We start from the raw sequence: 17101 nt of genomic DNA, 5'->3' as shown, positions 1-17101 counted from the left end.
CATCTCCGGGGCGACCGGCGGGTCAGAGGTGTGCATCCGCGGCGGCCGCATCGAGACACTCCCCCACGACATCGATCGCCAACGTCTGCGGATAACCACGCCGCACGAGCAGCCCGACCAACCTGCGGTACTGCCTGTCCCGTGCGGAGCGGTCGTCGCGGATCTGTTCGCGGACCGTCGCCGTCAACTTTCGCTCGACTATGCCGACGGCGACGGACCGCTCGGTGTCCGGGTCGATGTCGGCCAGTGCGGATTCGATGGTGTCCGCGTCGACACCCTTGGCCACCAGCTCATGACGCAGCGCCACGCGGCCCCGTCCGGAGTTGGCGTGCCGGGACCGCACCCATTCGGCGGCGAAATCCTCGTCGTCGAGCAGGCCGCCGCGATCCAGCCGATCCATCACGTCGTCGACGACGTCGGGTTCGAAACCCCGGCGGGACAAGCGTTCCCGCATCTCACTGCGTGACCGTGCGCGGACCCCGAGGAGCCGCAGAGCGGCGTCCCAGGCGCTGGGTTGCTTGCGTCCCTCGGGGTCGGTGGTGGTGTCGCCCACGCCGACCGATCAGAACTCGACCGGAGCCGGGGCCACGTCGTCGGCGTCGACGACCGCGCCAATGCCGAGCTTCTCCTTGATCTTCTTCTCGATCTCGTCGCGGATGTCGTCGTTCTCGAGCAGGAACTTGCGGGCGTTCTCCTTGCCCTGACCCAGCTGATCGCCCTCGTAGGTGAACCAGGAACCCGACTTGCGGATGAATCCCTCGGCGACACCCATATCGATCAGCGAGCCCTCCTTGCTGATGCCCTTGCCGTAGAGGATGTCGAACTCGGCCTGCTTGAACGGCGGCGCCACCTTGTTCTTGACGACCTTCACGCGGGTGCGGTTGCCCACGGCGTCGGTGCCGTCCTTGAGGGTCTCGATGCGGCGCACGTCCAGTCGCACCGACGAATAGAACTTCAGTGCCTTTCCGCCGGTGGTGGTCTCGGGGGAACCGAACATCACGCCGATCTTCTCGCGCAGCTGGTTGATGAAGATCGCGGTGGTGTTGGAGTTGCTCAGCGCCGAGGTCATCTTGCGCAGCGCCTGGCTCATCAGCCGGGCCTGCAGACCCACATGCGAATCACCCATCTCGCCCTCGATCTCGGCCTTGGGCACCAGCGCGGCGACCGAGTCGATCACCAGGATGTCCAGCGCACCGGAACGGATCAGCATGTCCGCGATCTCCAGCGCCTGCTCACCGGTGTCGGGCTGGGAGACCAGCAACGCGTCGGTGTCGACGCCCAGCCTGGCGGCGTAGTCGGGATCGAGGGCGTGCTCGGCGTCGATGAATGCGGCGATGCCGCCCTGCGCCTGCGCATTGGCCACCGCATGCAACGCGACGGTGGTCTTACCGGAGGATTCCGGGCCGTAGATCTCGACGACGCGGCCACGTGGCAGCCCGCCGATCCCGAGAGCGACGTCGAGCGCGATCGAACCGGTGGGGATCACCTCGATGGGCTGACGGGTCTCTTCGCCAAGGCGCATGACCGAGCCCTTGCCGAAGTTCTTGTCGATCTGCGCGAGGGCGAGATCGAGTGCCTTGTCACGATCGGGGGCCGCTGGTGCCATGGGACTTGTCTCCTCGGTTGTGCGCCGGAGTGCTCCGGCGGTTGTGGTTGTCGTGTGGGTGGTGGTGGCTGTTTCCGACGGATATCCGTCGGAACTTCTGACGCGTCGCACGCTACTCATGGGGTCCGACAAAAAGTTCTGACGCTCGCCACCCCGGTTCGGTCCGTACCCCTCCACTTTCGGAGAACATGTGTTCGATGGCAAGTGTGACACGCGGACGCCGCCGGAAATCACCGCAGCCACACGTCACCGCCGTCTCAAAGGCCCCAGAACCATCGCCACAGCACCATCCGCACAGAAATCTCAGCACAGCACTCTCACCACACAACTCTCACCACACGTGTCTGGGGACGTCGAAATCCCGGCAGATCGCCAACCAGACGTCGCGCGGGTCCACTCCGTCCTCGATCGCCTGGGCGCCGGTCCGGCCGCCCAGTTCGGTGAGCACATGGTCGGTCATGATCGAATCCGCCGACATCGCGCCGAACTGTTCGGTGATCCGCTCGGTGAACTCGGTCAGTCGCATTCGTCGGCCCCTTCGGTCGGTTCGCGCGAGGCGAGGTACCTCTGATGAACGGTTCGCACGACCCGCACGGGGTCGACGACGTCGACGGCCGAGGCGCCCGCACGCGCCGCGGCCTCCCGATGCGCGGGATCGTCGAGCACCGCTCCGACGGCCCGCCCGATCGCCTCGGCGTCGACCGGGCGCACCACGAGCCCACCACCTTGCCGGGTCACCCGGGTGGCCAGTTCCCATTGATCACCGCCGCCGGGCACCGTCACCACGGGCACACCCGCCGACAGCGACTTCGCGAGCATCCCGTGCCCGCCGCCGCACACCACCGCGTCGGCACGCTCGAGCAGCCGATCCTGGCGCCCGAGCCCGGCCCGCACCGACAATCCGGGAGCCGTGGCCAGAAGCTCCGCCGAAGGTGGGTGCAGCGCCGAGATCACCACGCGCACAGGAGAATGCGCCGCCCTGTCACGTACCGCATCCATCGTCGCACCCACCATGTCGGCACCGATCTGGGCGGTCGAGGGCGCGATGACGATCAGCGGTGCGTCGCCGGACGGGGGTTCGATGATCTCGGCGGTCGGCTCCCACACCAACGGGCCCACCAGATGGGCGTCGGCCGGCCAATCCGGCCGCGGCACCTCGAGCGCCGGCAGGGTGGCGATCAGCCGTGGCCGATACGTCGGCGGGTCGGCCGGCAAGCCGATCGACCGGCGCGCGGCACCCCGCTGGCGACGACCGGCACGCACCGAGGTGTTGCTCGCCGCCCGCAGCGCGGTGTCCCGCAGGTGCCCGAGCAGCCCGGTTCCCGGTTCCAGACCGGCACCCACCGGCGGCAGTCCCCGCGACGGCAGATACAGCGGATGCGGGGACAGTTCGACGGCCGGGATGCCGCACAGTTCGGCGGCCCACAGCCCGGCCACAGTGATCACATCGGAGATCACCAGATCGACGCCGCGCACCGCCAGCACCGGCGCCAGCGCCACCGCCATCCGCGCCGCCCGGACACTGAGCTTCCTGCCGGCGTCGGTGTCGTCATCGTCGTCCTCGGCCGCGAGTCCCGGCAGTTCGGCGATGTCGATCCCGCGCGATTCCGCCAACGCGAACCACGACGTCCCCGTCCACACTGTCGCCGAAATACCTTCCGCAACAAGCCTTTCGGCAAGCGCGAAGGCGGGAAAGGCGTGTCCGGCATCGGGGCCGGCGACGATCGCCACCCTCACCGGATCACCGACGATCCCCGGATAGACGCACACAACCCGCGACCGGCGGCCGCGGGTTGTGTCGTGAGAACGACGACGATGTCAGCTGCCCGCCTGCGGGGGCTCGGGCTTGGACAGCCGCCCGGGAGCCGGCTGTGTGGCGGGGGCCGCGGCGCCACCGGCCGGCAGCGAACCACCCGACATACTGGCCCGGATCTGCTCCAGGCGCGCGTGGCCGGCCATCTGCACCCCGGCCTGCTCCACCTCGGCCATCCGGCCCTGCACCGAATTCTTCGCCAACTCGGCCGAACCGAGGGCGTTGGCGTAGCGGCGTTCGATCTTCTCGCGCACCTGATCGAGGCTCGGCGTGTTGCCGGGCACCGACAGTTCGCTCATCTGGTTGAGCGAGGCGCTCACCTGCTCCTGCATCTTGGCCTGCTCGAGCTGGCTGAGCAGCTTCGACCGCTCGGCGAGCTTCTGCTGCAGGATCATCGCGTTGCGCTCGACGGCCTGCTTGGCCTGCTGCGCGGCCTGCAACGACTGATCGTGCAGCGACTTCAGATCCTCGACGCTCTGCTCGGCGGTCACCAGCTGCGCCGCGAAGGCCTCGGCGGCGTTGGTGTACTCCTGCGCCTTCTGAGCGTCACCGGCGGCGTTGGCCTGATCGGCCAGCGTCAGGGCCTGACGGGTGTTGGCCTGCAGCCGCTCGACGTCCTCGAGTTGCCGATTGAGCTTCATCTCCAGCTGACGCTGGTTGCCGATGACCGATGCGGCCTGCTGCGACAGGGCCTGATGCTGCCGTTGGGCATCCTCGATCGCCTGCTGGATCTGCACCTTGGGATCGGCATTTTCGTCGATCTTCGCGTTGCCGAGCGCCATCAGGTATCGCCACATCTTCACGAACGGGTTCGCCATGCTTCTCGTCAACTCCATTCAGAACGGATTTCGTCGTGAGGGTTCCACCCAATCTAGCGCCTCACTCACCGGTGCGGCACGGACACACGGTCTTCGGCGGATGACAGTCACCGGCGTCTGACGCGCGACCGCGGCCGTCCACAGCGGGTGGCAATGCGGATGTCGACCCGCGCGGTCAGGCGGCGGCCAGGGCGGTGGCCCGTGCATGCACCTCGGGCGCAGGGATGACGACGGCCGGGGTGATCGCGGCGTCGTGGTCGGCAGACGTGGACTGGGCAGGCTCGGGCCGCATCGCCGTCCCGACCTCGAGAAGCAGATCGGCGATCTCCACGTCCAGTGCATCGCAAATCGAGGCCAGCAATTCGCTCGACGCTTCCTTCTGTCCCCGCTCGACCTCCGAGAGGTAACCGAGACTCACCCGCGCATCGGTGGACACTTCACGAAGCGTCCGGCCCTGCTGAGTGCGAACACGGCGCAGGCTGTCGCCGAGCGCCTCCCGCAAGAGCACTGCCATCGGGTATCCCTCCTCCTCTGCGATGAGTCCATATACGGTCCGCGCCGACTCGATGTGAGTCGATTCGCACACCACGGCCTGGACTCGCCGGGCCGGACATCGAACCGGACCGACCGGTACCTCAACGTCTGCCGAGCGCATACCGTTCCCGAAGCCACACGCCGCCGTTTCCGGCGACGTGTGTGGACGACAGTAGTCGAATTCCGCGCCGGTTGCCGCGCACCTGCCCCGCGTGCCGTACCGCCGATGGACAGATCACCGGTACAGATCACCGGAGGACAGATGCCGACCCCACCGACCGATCAGCTCGCGTCGCTACCCGAGTCGGTGATCGGCGTCCGGTTGCGCGACGCAGAGGGTCCTCGCCGATCGCTCGCTCCACTGCCGGTGCGCAACCTGATCGCCTGCCACACGTAGTCGACCCCGGTGGCCACCGTGATCGCGACGGCCACCCACATGATGACGACGGCACCCAGATGCCATGCGCCCGACAGTGGCAACAGCAGCAGACCGATTCCGATGGCCTGGAGCAAGGTCTTGAGTTTGCCGCCGCGACTGGCCGGGATGACCCCGTGGCGCAGCACCCAGAACCGCAAGGCGGTCACCCCCAGTTCACGGGCCAGGATGATCGCGGTGATCCACCACGACAACTCCCCCAGCAGCGACAGGCTGATCAGCGCGGCCCCGATCAACGCCTTGTCGGCGATGGGGTCGGCGAGCTTGCCGAAGTCGGTGACCAGTCCCCGGTTCCGCGCCAGCCTGCCGTCGATGTGGTCGGTGATCGCGGCGATACCGAACACGACGGCGGCGGCGATACGCCACGCCGTGTCGTGGCCGCCGGCGACGAACAGGACGATCACGAAGACCGGAACCAGGACGATGCGGAAGACCGTCAACGCGTTGGCGATGTTGACCACCGGCACCGGGTCCACCGGATCGGTGATGTGATCGGGTCCGCGTCCGACGTCGGCCAATCCCCGCTCGTTGACCGCTCGTCGCATCCGATCGGTCACGGGCACACACCTGCGGCAGCGATGACGGGCAGCGCCGGCACGCGCCGATCGAGGCACTTCGCCATCGGGCGGGTGTCAGTCATTCGCACGATCAACAGAGTATCGACTCCGTCCCGTCATCCGGTCGGCGGACCCGTGGCCGGCCGTACACCCACGATCGCCTCCACCCGCTCTCTACTCACGACGCCAACCAGTCGAGCTCGCCGAGGATCTCCGAGGACAGCGCCGGATCGATGATTGCCGGCGCGACGCGCGCCCCCGCCGCATCGACGAGGGTGGCCGCGTCCAGCGTCTGCCGGCCGATGCCGTCATCGCGGACGCCCGCGCCGCGCGGCACTCCGGGACGGATTCGCACCGTGATCGACCATGACGATCCGGGAAATCCTCGCCAGAATTGCGTCGTCACTCGCAGGACCATTCCGGTGACTGCGTCAAACTGAGTGCCCCGGGCGGTGTCCGCGCAGACGTGGTAGACCGTGCGCCGGAGTTGTTCGAAGGGCTGCGATGGTCCGAGGTCGTCGAAGACGCGGCGCCACCGTCGTACCGCCGGCTCACCCATGCGCATCGGATGCGCCACACCGATCACCGTGTCGGTGTCGAAGTCGACGACCCGACCGTCCGCGTCGACCGGAGTCCCGTCCTTGGCGATCCGTCCTTGGCGATCCGAAAGGGTTCGGGCACAACAGTTTCGGATTTTCGATCGCGCCGCGAACACCACCCGAGTAATTCGGGGAACCGGTGCGACGGCCGAGGAATCGCCGTGTGAACACCGGCGCGTCCCAGACCCGTCCACACACCATGATCGATTCCAGTTCGGCGACGAGGACATCGTCGGATACGAGCCCACCGGAGCCGGGCGCTTCGGTCCCCGAGCCCGATCCGGTGCCGCCATCGGGAAGCCGATCGGGGTCGCACCGTCATACCCTCCGGTCCGCGGTAACTCTCGTGGAGGGCGAAGGCGATGGCGGCGTGTCCCAACGCGGAGGTGCCCGTGTGGGCCGCGTCGACGATCTCCGGATCTCCCCCGTCGATGATGCTGCCGTAGATGAATTCCTCTGCGCGTGATCAGGTCGCGGCAGCGGTCGGCGGCTGCGGCATTGATCCGTTGCCGCCTACGCGGGTCCCGGGTCGGTCCGATCCGGGTGCACGAGTTTCTGCCATCTCACCGAGAGGACAATGGCTTTCCCGTCGGTCACGACAACGGCCGCACGACGATGCATCGACTCGCGCGCCCGGCCGTGTCGAGCCGCCCGTGACGCACGATCACTGTCGTGCCGGCGCGTTCGCTCGCCCAACATCTTTCCGAGCTTCCCCGGTGAACTCGTATCGTCGCACTCGCCGACTCCTCTACGCGTGTGAACGAAGCGGAACCGAGCCTGGTAGGACGCGCCGACATCCCTCGGGGCAAGATGGGCGCATGCACAGCGAGGACGGGGTGGAGTTCGCCTCATCGAATGACACCCGCAGCACCACCGGCGAGGTGACCATCCGACGTGCCCGTACCTCTGACGTTCCCCGGATCAAGGCCCTCGTCGACCAGTACGCGGGCAAGATCCTGCTGGAGAAGAACCTCGTCACGCTGTACGAGGCGGTGCAGGAGTTCTGGGTGTGCGAACTCGACGACGCGGTCGTCGGTTGCGGCGCATTGCATGTGCTGTGGGCCGATCTCGGTGAGATCCGTACCGTCGCCGTGGACAAGACCTGCGGCGGACGCGGGATCGGCCACCGCCTGGTGGCCCGGTTGCTCGGCGTCGCCCGCGAACTGCAGCTGTCGCGGGTGTTCGTGCTGACCTTCGAGACCGAGTTCTTCGGCCGCCACGGGTTTCGCGAGATCGAGGGCACCCCGGTGACGCGCGAGGTCTTCGAGGAGATGTGCCGGTCGTATGACACCGGTGTCGCGGAGTTCCTCGACCTCAGTTACGTGAAGCCGAATACGCTGGGCAACACCCGGATGCTGGTCTCGCTCGACGGCACCCCGGACGCACAAACCCCGGACGCGCAAACCCCGGACGCGCAAACCCCGGACGCGCAGAACCCCTGACATCCCAAGACAATTCACACACGACACTCGAACACAAGGAGACCTTCACCGTGGCGATCTACGCGGTCCACTACACCTACACCGCAGCGAAGGCGGCGATCCGCGACGAGCATCGGGCACAACACCGGCAGTGGCTGTCCGAGGAGTACGGGGCGGGCAATGTGTTGATCTCGGGCCCCTATCCCGACGGATCCGGCGCGCTGATCATGATCAAGGCCGACGGTGGGATCGACGCCGCCGAGGCCTTCATGGCCAACGATCCGTTCAACGCCCATGAGGCGATCGACGGCGTCCGCATCGTCGAGTGGACCCAGGTCTACGGTCCGTTCGACGCCTGACAGGCGCGATCCGCGCGATCCCACCGTTCGAGTTATCCACAGATTGCCGTCGGGCCGCCGACGCGCAACCCTGCGATGTCGGTCTCACCAGCGAAATCATCGACTGTAAGTTGCGTTTCGACGAGGCGACCGCCCGGAACTCGATCTCCCCCACACCGTTTCACCTCCTGGGCTTCGGCACGTTCACGCCGCTGCCGATGGGCGGTGTCGATGAGGCGTCGATCCACGGTGGTCCCGGACTGGCTCCCGGATCTGACGGTACGAACGCACGGAGACCCTGGTCGAGGCGTACCAGACCTACCGCAGTTCATGCGATCTCACCGTCGAGATCCTCGACGCCGCGGCGCGCGCCTACCTGGCGTCGTAATCGCGTCCCGATGACGCTTCCACACCATCGGTTTCGGCAGAATCGACCTCGGGTACGTTGTTGCGCTTGGAACTGAGCAGGCTGGCGACCGTGGTGATCACGAGTGTGCCGACGATGACACCCAGCGACAGCGGCGTGGAGATCTCCGGGACCGACACGTGCGCACCACCGTTGATGAATCCCAAGGTGTTCTCGTGCAGCGCGTGCAGCACCAGCTTCACACCGATGAACGCGAGGATGAACGACAGCCCGAACGACAGGTAGACGAGACGATCCAGCAGTCCGCCGAGCAGGAAGTACAGCTGCCGCAGACCCATCAACGCAAATGCGTTGGCGGTGAACACCAGGTAGGGCTCCTGGGTGAGGCCGTAGATCGCCGGGATCGAGTCGAGCGCGAAGAGGATGTCGGTGAAGCCGATGACGATGAGCACCATCAGCATCGGGGTGGCCATCCGCTTGCCGGAGATGCGGGTGAACAGCTTGTCACCGTTGTACTCGTCGCTGGTCCGCAGGTACTTCTTGAGGAAACGCTCCAGCCGCGACTCGCGCTCCTCCTCGTGGTCGACGGGATCGTCGCTCTCACGCAGCAGCTTGATCGCGGTGAAGATCAGGAAGGCACCGAACAGGTAGAACACCCAGCTGTAGGCGTTGATGGCGGCCGCACCGACGGCGATGAACACACCACGCAACACCAGGGCCATCACGATGCCGAGCAGCAGCACCTTCTGCTGATACTCCTTGGGCACGGCGAACTTGCTCATGATGATCACGAACACGAACAGGTTGTCCACCGAGAGCGCCTTCTCGGTGACGTAGCCGGCGAAATATTCACCGCCGTATGTCGATCCCCACTTCCACCACACGAACAGGCCGAAGATGAGGGCGATGGTGATGTAGACCGCCGACCAGAATCCGGATTCCTTGAGCGACGGGGCGTGCGGCACCCGCACGTGGGCGAAGAAGTCGAAGATGAACAGGCCGGCGATCACCACACACGTGATGATCCAGATGGTTGCGGTTACTTCCATGGGAACGATCTACCTCCAGCGCGCAGCACAGAATTGGTTGCGATGCCAGAGGTCTCTCCCGCCGAGGTGGACGACCGGGTACCCGGGCCGCGGTCGCAAAAATGATCTGCATCTCTGACTACCGCGACCGTATTGACGGATACGCCGCGTGGGGATACTCCCCTCTTCGATCTGCGGACCACCATACCCTATGTCCGTTTTGTCGGGCCTCGTCGGCGCTCGCGGGCGGCGGCGTGCGGCCTACCATCAAGCCATGCCCCGGCGCCGAGATCGGCCCGCAACCGTGGACGACATCCATCGCCTTGCCCGTGCGATGCCCTATGTGACCGACGCGGGCGGGGCTCCCGAGCGACCCGTCTACCAGGTCGGCGGGAAGAGCTTCGTCTACTTCCGCACCCCGCGCCCAGACGCCGTCGACGCCGACACCGGTGAACGTTTTGACGATGTCGTCGTCCTCTGGGTGCCGTCGGAGGCCGACAAACAGGCACTCGTCCACGACAGTCGGTCACCGTTCTTCACGGCGCACTTCGACGGACACCCCTCGGTACTGCTTCGCACGTCGCGGGATCGGCGAGGTGAGTGAGACCGAGCTGTCGGAGATCATCGCCGACGCGTGGCTGTCGCGAGCGTCGGCACGCCGTGCCCGGACATGGTTGGCCGAGCACGACCCGTCGGCCTGACCCGCCCGCCCTACCCGGCCGGCGCCCCCTCGTCATCCCCGTCGTCGCCACCACCGGTGATCGAGGCGATCACCCCGGCCAGGTCGTCAGGTTTCACCAGTACCTCGCGGGCTTTCGAGCCCTCGCTGGGACCGACGACGCCACGGGTCTCCATCAGGTCCATCAGGCGACCGGCCTTGGCGAATCCGACGCGCAGTTTGCGCTGCAGCATCGACGTCGACCCGAACTGACTGCTCACCACCAGTTCGATGGCCTGGAGCAGGTCGTCGAGATCATTGCCGATGTCGGAGTCGATGTCCTTCTTGTCGCCGGCCTTCGCGGTGGTCACACCCTCGGTGTATTCCGGGTCGGCCTGTTCCTTGGCGTAGTCGACGACGGCACCGATCTCCTCGTCGGTGATGAACGCACCCTGCATCCGGATCGGCTTGTTCGCGCCCATCGGCAGAAACAGGCCATCGCCCATGCCGATGAGTTTCTCCGCACCCGGCTGATCGAGGATGACGCGGGAGTCGGTCAGCGACGACGTCGCGAACGCCAGCCGCGACGGCACATTCGTCTTGATCAGACCCGTCACCACATCTACCGACGGACGCTGGGTCGCCAGCACCAGGTGGATGCCGGCCGCACGCGCCTTCTGGGTGATCCGCACGATCGCATCCTCGACGTCGCGCGGGGCGGTCATCATCAGGTCGGCGAGCTCGTCGACGATCGCGATGATGTAGGGATACGGCTTGTACACGCGCTCCGAACCGAGCGGGGTGGTGATCTCACCGGATCGCACCTTCGCGTTGAAGTCGTCGATGTGACGGACCCGCGACGCCTTCATGTCCTGATAGCGCTGTTCCATCTCCTCGACCAGCCACGCCAACGCCGCCGCAGCCTTCTTCGGCTGCGTGATGATGGGGGTGATCAGATGCGGAATGCCCTCGTAGGGAGTCAGTTCCACCATCTTGGGGTCGATCAGGATCATCCGTACCTGCTCGGGAGTGGCCCGGGTCAGCAGCGACACCAGCATCGAGTTGACGAAGCTGGACTTACCCGAGCCGGTCGATCCGGCGACCAGCAGATGCGGCATCTTCGCGAGATTCGCACTGACGAAGTCACCTTCGATGTCCTTGCCGAGACCGATCACCAGGGGGTGGGTGTCCTTGCGGGTCGCCGGCGCCTCGAGCACGTCGGCCAGCCGCACCATCTCCCGGTCGGAGTTGGGGACCTCGATACCGACGGCGGACTTGCCCGGGATGGGCGCGAGCAGTCGCACGTTGTCGGTGGCCACCGCGTAGGCGATGTTGCGTTGCAGCGCAGTGATCTTCTCGACCTTCACACCGGGACCGAGTTCCACCTCGTAGCGGGTGACGGTCGGCCCGCGGGTGTAGCCGGTGACCGCCGCGTCGATCTTGAACTGCTCCAGCACGCCGGAGATCCGGTCGATCATGTCGTCGTTGGATCGGCTGCCCTGCTTGGGCGGATCCCCTTCGATGAGCAGACTCGTCGGCGGCAGGCGGTAGTCCCCCTCGGTGGGGGCGATGGCGAACGCCTCGTCATCGGCGTCATCGGCCGGACTCGGCGTGGGTGCCGGCTCCGGAGCCCTGACCTTGGCGGCCTTGGCCGGCGCGGCGGAATCACGCGTGCGCGATGACGCACCCCGCGCCGACGACCGGCTCGGAGAGCGCGGCGCCGCGGGTGGCTCGTCGATCGGTTCGGTCGGCTCGTCGAACATGTCAGCGCCTAACCCCTCAGCGCCGAACCCCTCAGCGCCGAACGGATCAGTGGCCGCATCACCGAGTGGTTCGGTCGGCGCCGACGCCAACACATCCCCGGCCCGGGCGCCGGGCGCCGGACGGCGTGATCGGCGCGCCGAGCGTCGCGGTGCCTCGTCGACGGCGTCGGGCGGGTAGTTGTCGTACGGGTCGGCCGACCATCCGCCTCGACGTGCGATCGACGACGAGAACCGCGCGCCATCGTCGTCGAGGTCGTCATCGTCGGCGTACGCGTCGAGATCGCCCTCGGTCTCGTCATCCCAGGGTGCGTCGTCGTCCCAGTCCTCGGCGAGTGGTGCGCTCAGACCCAGCCAGCGACGCACGCCGTCGGTGACCTCGCGGACGGTGCGACCGCTGATGATCAGAACGCCGAAGGCCATGCACAACAACAGGATCGGCACCGACACCCAGGCCGTCACGCCGGTGGTGAGGGGCGTGCCGACCGCGAATCCCAGGAATCCTGCGGCGGCCGAGCGATCCGTCAGGTCGGTCGGCGAGCCCGCCACGAGATGGATCAGACCGAGCAACGGCAGCACGATCAGCAGTCCGGCGCCGATGTAACGGCCGCGGCGCTGCGGGTTCGGCGGTCGCCGCATCAGGATGACGGCGATCACGACGAGGGCGACGGGGACGACGACGGCGAGGAACCCGACGATCGCCCGGATGAATGCGTCGATGAACGCGCCGACCGGGCCGGCCGCGCCGAACCAGACGCCGGCGGCGATCAGGACGGCGATCGCGATGATCGCCAGCGCGGTGCCGTCGCGGCGATGGGTGTGCCCCGCGCCCCCACGCTCCGGCGCGTTCGGCGACCGGTCGTCGCCGCCATCGTCGTAGTCGAGGTCCTGTTCGACGTCCTGGTCGACATCCAAGGCGTCGTCGAAGGCCCGATCAGCACGTCGCCGACCGCCACCGGAACCGGCGCGCGCCACGCCACCGACCCCCCGCGCCAGCAATGACCAGCCCGCGCCGATGCCCTTGCCGACCCCCTTGCCGACGGCACCGGCGGCACCCGCTCCCCTGCCCCTGCGGGAGATGTCGGCCGAGGCGGCCGCACGCGAACGGGACGTGCCCGCGCCGCCGCGGGAACCCTGACCACCCGACGTCCGACCACCCGACGTCCGACTGCGCGCCGTCGAGGCGGGACCACCCCGCGCACGGGATCCGGTCGAGCGTGACGCCGCCCCCGAGGAACCCTTCGGTGATGACGACCGCACGGTTCCGGCCGATGCCGATCGGGTCGAACCGGATCGGGTCGAACCGGCGCCGGTCTTGTTCCCCCCGGACGCACGTGATGCGGACGCGCGCGTACCAGTGCTCGCTTTCGAAGCCATGCCGACAGACTAGTCGGCAACCATCACCTCAGTCACACGGGCAACACAGGCAACACGGGCGTGTGTCGAAGTTGTGACCCCAGCGGGCCGGCGCCCATCACGGGCACATCACAACCCGTGCACACCCGCCTTCACGGCCTCGATCGCGGCGGGATCACCGTCGAAGGTCACCGCCACCGGCTTGCGGCCGGTGGCAAACAGGATCAATTCACCGACCGGTCCGGTCACGGTGACCGCGGGTCCCGAACCGCCGCGCAGTGCGACGGTGCCATCCGGCAGGCAGAGCGATACATCCGCGGGCAGTGACCGTACCGACATCTTGCCCATCGTCTTGAGCGGTGTCAGCAGGGCCTTCTCGAGCCCCGGGTCGAGGCGGCGGGGCTGCCAGTCGCTGGTGGGATCGGCCGCGCCGCGCAGCACGTCCTCGTGATGGATGAAGTATTCGGCGAGGTTGGCCCAGCGGTCGACCGGCTTCATCGGCGAGTAGATCGGTGGTCCGGAGGCGATGTCGTCGAGCAACCTCGACCATCCCGCCTCGGCGGCCACCTTGTCCTGCACCTTGGCGGTATGACCGGAGAGGGCCTTGATCAGGATGCCCGGGGCGGCGTCGAGTCGCCTCTCCCGGACCACCAGGTGCGCGGCCAGGTCGCGGGTCGTCCATCCTTCGCACAGCGTGGGGGCATCCGGACCGACGTCACGAAAGGTCTCGACAAGGGCTTGGCGCTCATCCTGTGCGTAGCTCACGACTCCACCCTAAGACCCTAAGGCGTGCGCGACGAAGCGACGGTCCGGCCGTTGTGTTCCAACGACTGTGTTCCAACGACCGGTCGGCCGGTGATCCGACCGCAGCGATCAGTCGCCGACCGCCAGCACCGTCGGGACGATCATCGGGCGCCGGCGGTAGGTGTCGGCGACCCATCGGCCCACGGCGCGCCGGATCGCCTGCGCGATGCGATGGGTGTCGGACACACCCTCGGCGGCCAGCGCGTCGAGGGTCTGATCGACCAGATCGGCCGCGGCCTTGAGGGCGTCGGGATCGTCGGAGAATCCGCGTCCGGAGACCTCCGGGGTGCTGACCGCACGACCGGTGGTGGCGTCGATCGCCACGGTGATCGCGATGAAGCCGCCTTCACCGAGGACGAGTCGCTCCGACAAGGTGGACTCGCCGACGTCGCCGACCGACAGTCCGTCGACGTAGACGTGGCCAACGGGGACACGCCCGACGATCCGTGCCTGCCCGTCGATGAGGTCGACCACCACACCGTCCTCGGCGAGCATGATGCTGTCGGGGTTGACCCCGGTGGCCTCGGCGAGGGCGGCGTTGGCACGCAGGTGCCGCCATTCGCCGTGCACCGGCATCGCGTTGCTCGGCCGGACGGCGTTGTACAGATACAGCAGTTCACCCGCCGAGGCGTGACCCGACACGTGCACCTTGGCGCTCTGCTGGGTGATGACGGTCGCACCGAGTTTCGCCAGGCCGTTGACCACCGCGAACACCGAGTTCTCGTTGCCCGGGATCAACGAGGATGCCAGCACGACGAGGTCGGCCGAGCGGATGTTGATCTGTCGATGTTCACCGCGGGCCATCCGCGACAACGCGGATAGCGGTTCACCCTGCGACCCGGTGGAGATGAGGACGACGCGGTGATCGGGCAGGGTGGCCGCGGTGTCCATGTCGATGACGACCCCGGCGGGCACCTCGAGGTATCCGAGATCCTGCGCGATCTGCATGTTGCGGACCATCGACCGGCCGACGAAGGTGACCCGGCGGTCGTGGGCGCGGGCGACGTCGATGATCTGCTGGATGCGGTGCACGTGACTGGCGAACGAGGCCACGATCACGCGCCCCCGCGCCTTGCCGATCACCTGGTCGAGCACACCGCCGATCTGACGTTCGGGCGTGACGAAGCCGGGGACCTCCGCATTGGTGGAGTCGACGAGGAACAGGTCCACGCCCTCGTCACCGAGGCGGCTGAAACCGGCGAGGTCGGTCAACCGGCCGTCGAGCGGCAACTGATCGAGTTTGATGTCGCCGGTGTGCAGCGCCACACCGGCCGGGGTGCGGATTGCCACGGCGATGGCGTCCGGGATCGAGTGGTTGACCGCGAAGTACTCACATTCGAAGGGGCCGTGCTGGGTGCGTTCACCCTCACGCACCTGAATCAGCTTGGGACGCAACCGATGCTCGCGGCACTTGGCCTCGACCAATGCCAGCGTGAACTTCGAGCCGATCACCGGGATGTCGCTGCGCAACCGGAGCAGGAATGGCACCGCACCGATGTGATCCTCGTGTCCGTGGGTGAGGATGACGGCCTCGACGTCATCCATCCGGTCCTCGATGTAGCGGAAGTCGGGCAGGATGAGGTCGACGCCGGGTTGGGCGTCCTCGGGGAACAGCACCCCACAGTCGACGATGAGGAGCCGTCCGCCGTATTCGAAGACGGTCATGTTGCGGCCGATCTCACCGATCCCGCCGAGCGCGACCACGCGCAGCGCACCCTTCGGCAGACGGCGTGGAGTGCCGAGCCGGTCGACGGGGGCGGTGTGCGACGAACCGGATGCGTTCCGCCCCGATCCCTTGTTGCCCGGTCCCTTGTTCTCGGATCCCCTGTTGTCACGCCGCTCGTGTCGTCCGGATCGGCGTGAGCCCTGGTTGCCCCCGCGGGTGGCCGCCGGTTTGTCCGGAACGGTGGTGTCGGGCACCTCGGACACCGCGACCACCGGCGGTTCGGCATTGTCGGCGGTGTGAGGTGATGTGGTCTGATCGGCCGGATTCTGTTCGGCCGGTTGCTGTTCGGGAGCGATCTCGGGCGGGCCGGCCTGGCGGCGGGCGCTGCGGCGACGCGGTGGGCGGGTCATCAGCTCAGCAACCCTGCTGCGCGCAGATCGGCGTTCAACGCCTCGATCTGCTGACCGTCGGCGGGCACTTGAGGAAGTCGGGGATCGCCGACCTCGAGGCCCAGAATCCGCAGCGACGCCTTCACCATCGTCACCCCACCCAGGCGTCCCATCGCGTTGACGAGCGGGAGCATCGTGACGTTGATCGCACGCGCGGCCTGCATGTCACCCTTCTCCACGGCGATCTGCATGTCGCGCAGGCGATCCGCGACGAGATGTCCGATCACGCTGACGAATCCGGTGGCGCCGATCGCCAGCCACGGGAGGTTCAGCGCGTCTTCGCCGGAGAGGTACTCCAGGTCGGTGGACGCGATGAGTCCGGCGGCCGAATGCAGATCGCCCTTGGCGTCCTTGACCCCGAGAATCCGGGGGTGCTCGGCGAGCGCCAGCATCGTCTCGTTGGCGATGGGCACCACCGAGCGTGGCGGGATGTCGTAGAGGAGCACCGGTAGGTCGGTGGAGTCGGCGACGGCACGGAAATGTGCGAGCAGCCCGGCCTGCGGCGGTTTCGAGTAGTAGGGCGTGACGACGAGCAGGGCATGGGCACCGGCCTGTGCCGATGCCCGGGCGAAACGAATGCTCTCGGCGGTGTCATAACTACCGGCACCCTGAGTGATGCGGGCACGATCACCGACGGCGTCGAGCACCACACGCAACAGATCCAGCTTCTCGGCGACGGTGGTCGTCGGCGACTCCCCCGTGGTGCCGGAGACCACCAACCCGTCGCAGCCCTTTCCGACGAGATGGTCGGCCAGTTCGGCAGCCTTGTCCAGATCCAGCGAACCGTCGGGCCGGAAGGGGGTCACCATGGCCACGACGTTGGTCCCGAATGGGTGCGCCTGTGGCTGCGAAGCGGCTGCGTTCATGGTGCTCAAGGCTACCGTGGCGGTC

General features: G+C 67.3%; 15 protein-coding genes and 1 pseudogene. 3 read left to right on the top strand and 13 right to left on the bottom strand.

The window, feature by feature from the left end; all coding sequences use genetic code 11:
- Window positions 1-22: 22 nt before the first annotated feature.
- The 8 genes from ACWETB_RS07815 to ACWETB_RS07780 all read right to left on the bottom strand — a co-directional run bounded on the left by ACWETB_RS07815 (window position 23) and on the right by ACWETB_RS07780 (window position 6593).
- On the bottom strand, window positions 23-454 hold the full coding sequence (locus tag ACWETB_RS07815) for a regulatory protein RecX (protein ID WP_452210562.1): 432 nt from the start codon (window positions 452-454) through the stop codon (window positions 23-25).
- A 108-nt stretch (window positions 455-562) separates the two neighbouring features.
- Window positions 563-1606, bottom strand: a complete 1044-nt coding sequence (gene recA / locus ACWETB_RS07810) for a recombinase RecA (protein ID WP_348803547.1) — start codon at window positions 1604-1606, stop codon at window positions 563-565.
- 331 nt (window positions 1607-1937) lie between these two features.
- A complete protein-coding gene (locus ACWETB_RS07805; RefSeq protein WP_452210378.1) occupies window positions 1938-2132 on the bottom strand; it encodes a DUF3046 domain-containing protein in 195 nt (64 codons plus the stop codon).
- Window positions 2123-3343, bottom strand: a complete 1221-nt coding sequence (locus tag ACWETB_RS07800) for a glycosyltransferase (protein WP_452210376.1) — start codon at window positions 3341-3343, stop codon at window positions 2123-2125. The genes ACWETB_RS07805 and ACWETB_RS07800 overlap by 10 nt, the downstream gene beginning before the upstream one ends.
- A gap of 81 nt (window positions 3344-3424) precedes the next feature.
- Window positions 3425-4237, bottom strand: a complete 813-nt coding sequence (locus tag ACWETB_RS07795; RefSeq protein ID WP_449744737.1) for a PspA/IM30 family protein — start codon at window positions 4235-4237, stop codon at window positions 3425-3427.
- A 175-nt stretch (window positions 4238-4412) separates the two neighbouring features.
- Window positions 4413-4751, bottom strand: a complete 339-nt coding sequence (locus ACWETB_RS07790) for a helix-turn-helix domain-containing protein (protein WP_452210374.1) — start codon at window positions 4749-4751, stop codon at window positions 4413-4415.
- Window positions 4752-5053: 302 nt separating this feature from the next.
- The gene (gene pgsA / locus ACWETB_RS07785; RefSeq protein WP_452210372.1) at window positions 5054-5764 is read right to left on the bottom strand and encodes a CDP-diacylglycerol--glycerol-3-phosphate 3-phosphatidyltransferase; all 711 of its coding nucleotides are present in this window, start codon (window positions 5762-5764) and stop codon (window positions 5054-5056) included.
- 178 nt (window positions 5765-5942) lie between these two features.
- On the bottom strand, window positions 5943-6593 hold the full coding sequence (locus tag ACWETB_RS07780) for a DUF4132 domain-containing protein (protein WP_452210370.1): 651 nt from the start codon (window positions 6591-6593) through the stop codon (window positions 5943-5945).
- 588 nt (window positions 6594-7181) lie between these two features.
- Here ACWETB_RS07780 and ACWETB_RS07775 point away from each other — a divergent pair.
- Entirely contained in the window at window positions 7182-7805 is a 624-nt protein-coding gene (locus tag ACWETB_RS07775; RefSeq protein WP_452210368.1) for an amino-acid N-acetyltransferase, read from the top strand.
- A 50-nt stretch (window positions 7806-7855) separates the two neighbouring features.
- The gene (locus ACWETB_RS07770) at window positions 7856-8143 is read left to right on the top strand and encodes a YciI family protein (RefSeq protein ID WP_449744742.1); all 288 of its coding nucleotides are present in this window, start codon (window positions 7856-7858) and stop codon (window positions 8141-8143) included.
- Between the two features lie 351 nt (window positions 8144-8494).
- On the opposite strand, the gene ACWETB_RS07765 is transcribed toward ACWETB_RS07770, so the two are convergent.
- On the bottom strand, window positions 8495-9538 hold the full coding sequence (locus ACWETB_RS07765; protein ID WP_452210366.1) for a TerC family protein: 1044 nt from the start codon (window positions 9536-9538) through the stop codon (window positions 8495-8497).
- A 253-nt stretch (window positions 9539-9791) separates the two neighbouring features.
- On the opposite strand from ACWETB_RS07765, the pseudogene ACWETB_RS07760 reads away from it, so the two are divergent.
- Window positions 9792-10218: pseudogene (locus tag ACWETB_RS07760) on the top strand (hypothetical protein).
- Between the two features lie 10 nt (window positions 10219-10228).
- Here the strand turns inward: ACWETB_RS07760 and ACWETB_RS07755 are convergent.
- The 4 genes from ACWETB_RS07755 to dapA all read right to left on the bottom strand — a co-directional run bounded on the left by ACWETB_RS07755 (window position 10229) and on the right by dapA (window position 17076).
- Complete coding sequence (locus tag ACWETB_RS07755; RefSeq protein WP_452210364.1) at window positions 10229-13312, bottom strand: DNA translocase FtsK 4TM domain-containing protein; 3084 nt, start codon at window positions 13310-13312, stop codon at window positions 10229-10231.
- 108 nt (window positions 13313-13420) lie between these two features.
- Window positions 13421-14056: a TIGR03085 family metal-binding protein gene (locus ACWETB_RS07750; RefSeq protein WP_449744745.1), complete on the bottom strand. Its 636-nt coding sequence runs from the start codon at window positions 14054-14056 to the stop codon at window positions 13421-13423.
- 108 nt (window positions 14057-14164) lie between these two features.
- The gene (locus ACWETB_RS07745) at window positions 14165-16171 is read right to left on the bottom strand and encodes a ribonuclease J (RefSeq protein WP_452210361.1); all 2007 of its coding nucleotides are present in this window, start codon (window positions 16169-16171) and stop codon (window positions 14165-14167) included.
- Window positions 16171-17076, bottom strand: coding sequence for a 4-hydroxy-tetrahydrodipicolinate synthase (gene dapA / locus ACWETB_RS07740; RefSeq protein ID WP_449744747.1), 906 nt, complete (start codon window positions 17074-17076; stop codon window positions 16171-16173). The genes ACWETB_RS07745 and dapA overlap by 1 nt, the downstream gene beginning before the upstream one ends.
- Window positions 17077-17101 lie beyond the last annotated feature (25 nt).

The sequence above is a fragment of the Gordonia sp. NPDC003950 genome, from assembly GCF_053605205.1.
This window is presented reverse-complemented; position numbering and strand designations above follow the sequence as displayed.

Excerpts from the sequence above, each read along its gene's own strand:
- ACWETB_RS07755 (WP_452210364.1), bottom strand. The coding sequence starts at position 13,312 with ATGGCTTCGAAAGCGAGCACTGGTACGCGCGCGTCCGCATCACGTGCG.
- dapA (WP_449744747.1), bottom strand. The coding sequence starts at position 17,076 with ATGAACGCAGCCGCTTCGCAGCCACAGGCGCACCCATTCGGGACCAAC.
- recA (WP_348803547.1), bottom strand. The coding sequence starts at position 1,606 with ATGGCACCAGCGGCCCCCGATCGTGACAAGGCACTCGATCTCGCCCTC.
- ACWETB_RS07805 (WP_452210378.1), bottom strand. The coding sequence starts at position 2,132 with ATGCGACTGACCGAGTTCACCGAGCGGATCACCGAACAGTTCGGCGCG.
- ACWETB_RS07815 (WP_452210562.1), bottom strand. The coding sequence starts at position 454 with ATGCGGGAACGCTTGTCCCGCCGGGGTTTCGAACCCGACGTCGTCGAC.
- ACWETB_RS07790 (WP_452210374.1), bottom strand. The coding sequence starts at position 4,751 with ATGGCAGTGCTCTTGCGGGAGGCGCTCGGCGACAGCCTGCGCCGTGTT.
- ACWETB_RS07780 (WP_452210370.1), bottom strand. The coding sequence starts at position 6,593 with ATGTCCTCGTCGCCGAACTGGAATCGATCATGGTGTGTGGACGGGTCT.
- ACWETB_RS07775 (WP_452210368.1), top strand. The coding sequence starts at position 7,182 with ATGCACAGCGAGGACGGGGTGGAGTTCGCCTCATCGAATGACACCCGC.
- ACWETB_RS07745 (WP_452210361.1), bottom strand. The coding sequence starts at position 16,171 with ATGACCCGCCCACCGCGTCGCCGCAGCGCCCGCCGCCAGGCCGGCCCG.
- ACWETB_RS07765 (WP_452210366.1), bottom strand. The coding sequence starts at position 9,538 with ATGGAAGTAACCGCAACCATCTGGATCATCACGTGTGTGGTGATCGCC.
- ACWETB_RS07795 (WP_449744737.1), bottom strand. The coding sequence starts at position 4,237 with ATGGCGAACCCGTTCGTGAAGATGTGGCGATACCTGATGGCGCTCGGC.